The following is a 1,969-nucleotide window of genomic DNA, read 5'->3' as shown; positions in this document are numbered from 1 at the left end:
ATAGCTCAGTTGGTAGAGCGCACGACTGTTAATCGTGTTGTCGCAGGTTCGAGCCCTGCTTGCGGAGTTTTTTTGTACCCTTATTTAAGCAACACCCTATTACGTTTAGTTAGATAAATAGTTAGAACACACCCCCCATGAGCTCCAGTAAAATACTGTATAGCTCAAGAGGGGTGTGTTTATATCCGATGAAATTGGATCAGTTTTCGTTGAAGTGATAGATTGGTTCATCTTTTTGTTCATCGTAGTCTACTTCAAGGTTATAGCGATTGAAAAACCAGTCATCTTGTGTTCCAGCAAAGTAAGTGATGCCGTTGATTTCAGTTTTTCCAAGAACATCATCTTCTGGCTGATCTACACTCATTCCTACCGAAAATCCCTCATGGACCTCAGTACTGCCGTATGTTTTTCCGAAAAATCGGATGGCATCCCCTTTTTCCAGAAGCAGTTCTTTTTCAAACCAGCTCACTGCTTTGTTTGTGATTGTGATGTCCATTATCATGTTCCTTTCTATATACGTTCATTTATTAGTGTATTCAGGCACAATTATAGTATACCATGGTTTGATCTATAACTTATCAACGGGAAACCAGTTTGGTACCGTCGTAATTATTGACCAAAGAGGTTCAGGAATCTGGTATTCGTGTTTCCTGGAGAAGTCGAGAGAAGTGCGGATAGTTTGTTCCTTCTGTTCTTCAACTTTCTGTACCCATTTTGGATCCATGATCAGCTGTTTCCCTAAAGATACGAGATCAGCGTATTGTAGAGCCTTTTCAGCATCTTCAGCTGTTCTTATAGCTCCAACGCTTATTAGCGGTACCCGTCCAGCTACATACTGACCAATTTGATTGGGAATCTGAGTTTGGTACTCTCGGAAGCCCACTAAGGATGGTTGATAATAGTAATTGACAGACAAGTGAAGATAGTCAATGTTTTCAGTAATTAATGCATCGATCAGATGGTACGAATCTGTCAGACGTATACCGGGCGTTTCGATTTCTTCAGGAGAAAAACGGTAACCTAGTAAGAAGCCTTCTTGTGCGTACTCGTTAATGATCGACTGGCATTCTTTGACGACTGCGATGGGAAAACGCAGGCGATTAGCCAGACTCCCTCCCCATTCATCCTCTCTCTGATTCGAGTGAGGAGAAAAAAACTGCTGAAGCAGGTAGGTATTTGCACCATGTAACTCCACACCATCAAACCCTGCATCGATAGCACGTTTGACGGCTGTTCCAAATTGGCGGATGAGGATATGGATACCAGAATCAGTCAGCTCTTTAGGGGTGTCGGCCCATTGACGTTCAGCTCTGATTGGAGAAGGCGAAATCGGCTGTCTCCCTCCGGTGTACTGTTTCTGGCTCATACGTCCGCCATGATAAATCTGGAGAATCGCTTTTGAACCTTGAAGTTTAATGATTTGAGCCAGTCTACTCAACCCTTCAATGTGTTTATCTTTAGCAATACTCATCCCGTTCGGAAAGGCCTGGCCTTCTGACGCAATATAAGCACAGGCGGTGATGACAGCTCCAGGGCCCCCTGATCTGACCAAATAGTAAATCAGCTCTTCTTCAGTGACATATCCTTCAGAAGTACTGGAACTGGTGGTCATAGGTGCCATGAGTATACGGTTTTTTAAAGTGGTGCCATTGTTAAAAGTATATGGCTGTAAAAAAGAATAAGTCATTGTATTCGCTCCACTGGGATATACAGCAAAATAAAATAGTTTACTGTAAAAAAGTAAGTTCTTCTTTATTTTAGATTGAATATACAGGGATGTCAATTAACGTGAGATGAAGAAAAGATAAGAGGACTTCTTTGATAGTCTCATGAAGATACGTAAAAGAGGTTACAGGTTAATTGAATGTTAATGTATCTGATAGCCCGGGTGTCTGTTTCTGTTTATGGCAAGATAAAAATACATAAGATTGCAGGGTAAAAGTACACAACTCTGCGGACGGCAAAATGC

Annotated in this window: 2 protein-coding genes; both read right to left on the bottom strand. The window is 41.7% G+C overall.

The annotated features are described in order from the left end of the window. Nucleotides 1–199 precede the first annotated feature (199 nt). Nucleotides 200–496 (bottom strand): HesB/YadR/YfhF family protein, encoded by a 297-nt coding sequence (locus ABFX15_RS03715; RefSeq protein WP_346024158.1) that lies wholly within the window; start codon nt 494–496, stop codon nt 200–202. Nucleotides 497–568: 72 nt separating this feature from the next. Beyond that, nucleotides 569–1,687, bottom strand: a complete 1,119-nt coding sequence (locus tag ABFX15_RS03710) for an NADH-dependent flavin oxidoreductase (RefSeq protein WP_346024157.1) — start codon at nt 1,685–1,687, stop codon at nt 569–571. Between the last annotated feature and the right edge of the window lie 282 nt (nt 1,688–1,969).

The organism is Alkalibacterium indicireducens (genome assembly GCF_039522005.1).
Lineage (GTDB): Bacteria > Bacillota > Bacilli > Lactobacillales > Carnobacteriaceae_A > Alkalibacterium > Alkalibacterium indicireducens.
Note: the sequence above shows the minus strand (reverse complement) of the source record. Positions and strands in the feature narration are given on the sequence as shown.

Excerpts from the sequence above, each read along its gene's own strand:
- ABFX15_RS03715 (WP_346024158.1), bottom strand. The coding sequence starts at position 496 with ATGGACATCACAATCACAAACAAAGCAGTGAGCTGGTTTGAAAAAGAA.
- ABFX15_RS03710 (WP_346024157.1), bottom strand. The coding sequence starts at position 1,687 with ATGACTTATTCTTTTTTACAGCCATATACTTTTAACAATGGCACCACT.